The organism is Kosakonia quasisacchari, assembly GCF_004331415.1.
Lineage (GTDB): Bacteria > Pseudomonadota > Gammaproteobacteria > Enterobacterales > Enterobacteriaceae > Kosakonia > Kosakonia quasisacchari.
Map to the genome: position 1 here is coordinate 1 of NZ_SJOP01000066.1, position 1,063 is coordinate 1,063.

1 protein-coding gene and 1 pseudogene are annotated in these 1,063 nt (G+C 46.8%); both read right to left on the bottom strand.

The genetic code is table 11. The annotated features are described in order from the left end of the window. On the bottom strand, positions 1-189 hold a 189-nt coding region (locus E0L21_RS24680), incomplete at its 3' end, for a hypothetical protein (RefSeq protein ID WP_131413834.1). A 51-nt stretch (positions 190-240) separates the two neighbouring features. After that, a pseudogene (locus E0L21_RS24685) lies at positions 241-1,063 on the bottom strand (hypothetical protein); the annotation flags it as partial.

Below are 1,063 nucleotides of genomic sequence, written 5' to 3' on the forward strand. Positions count from 1 at the left end.
ACCTTCGCCACGCGGATCGGGAGTAAAGACCAGCGAGCGGGCATCGGGGCGGACAGGGCGGTCGTCGTTATTGTTTTGCGGGCCGGTGTATAAAGCGCCGGTAGGAATGTCGCGTTTGTTTTTGGCGGAAGTTTCCTCGCGGATTATCGGCTGGGGAAAAACAGGAATTGATACAGAATCGATTTTCATAACCACCTCTTTTGCACAAATAAAAAAGATGTCGTACTTCAGGTCGCCAAATTAATGACGAATACCTAATTTTTTCAGGAATGGCACCTCAACGGCGGGTAATTCAATATTTCCGGAAAAAATATTCTTAATATCATGCCTGAAAGGGTGTTCTGCATCTTTCAATCTGACAATGGTTATGGGGTCGCGTGATGCATTTCCTTCGAGGGCGTGAATCTCTTTAACTTTTAAAGGCGTGTTGGGGTTAACTAAAATATGATCAGGAAGCATGCCTCCGGCAGCCATTTTTTTTGGCGTGGTTTGGTCTAAAATAAAAAGCACTTTGTCGGTAGATTGCTTTTCAAATTGTCCAGTCCAGGTTTCAAGCCAATTTATTGAGTTCTGCGGTAATGCGGATGCGGACATAAATCCTGCATCGGTCACCACATCGTTGACTTTTATTTTATTACCATACGTACCCGCGGGAACTGTCGCAGCCCGGTATGCCGGTGCGTCATAATCCTTTAATTTTGATACGGCTGCTTTTAATTCTGTTGCCAGCGTTTCACCTTCGGCAGAGGGGCTAATATGCCGCAAATGATTATTGATAGTGCGGTAAGTTCCATCTCCCCCTTCAATATATTCCGCAAGAATAGCTGACTCTTGCCTGTTTTTTACCGAGTTTAAATTCAGAAGGATTTTTTCATCGGCTGCTTTCTCTGTTGGCGTTCTGGCCCGGTATTGCCCTTCATCAGGCCTCATATACAACTCGCGAAGCTCTTCGCTGACGGGTGAAAATTTTTCCTGGCGAGCAGAGGAAAGCGCACTGCCGCCTGATGTTCCGGCAGTCGTTGCAAGGCCGGTTTGTGGTTCGGTATTGGTGCGCGGCTTGACT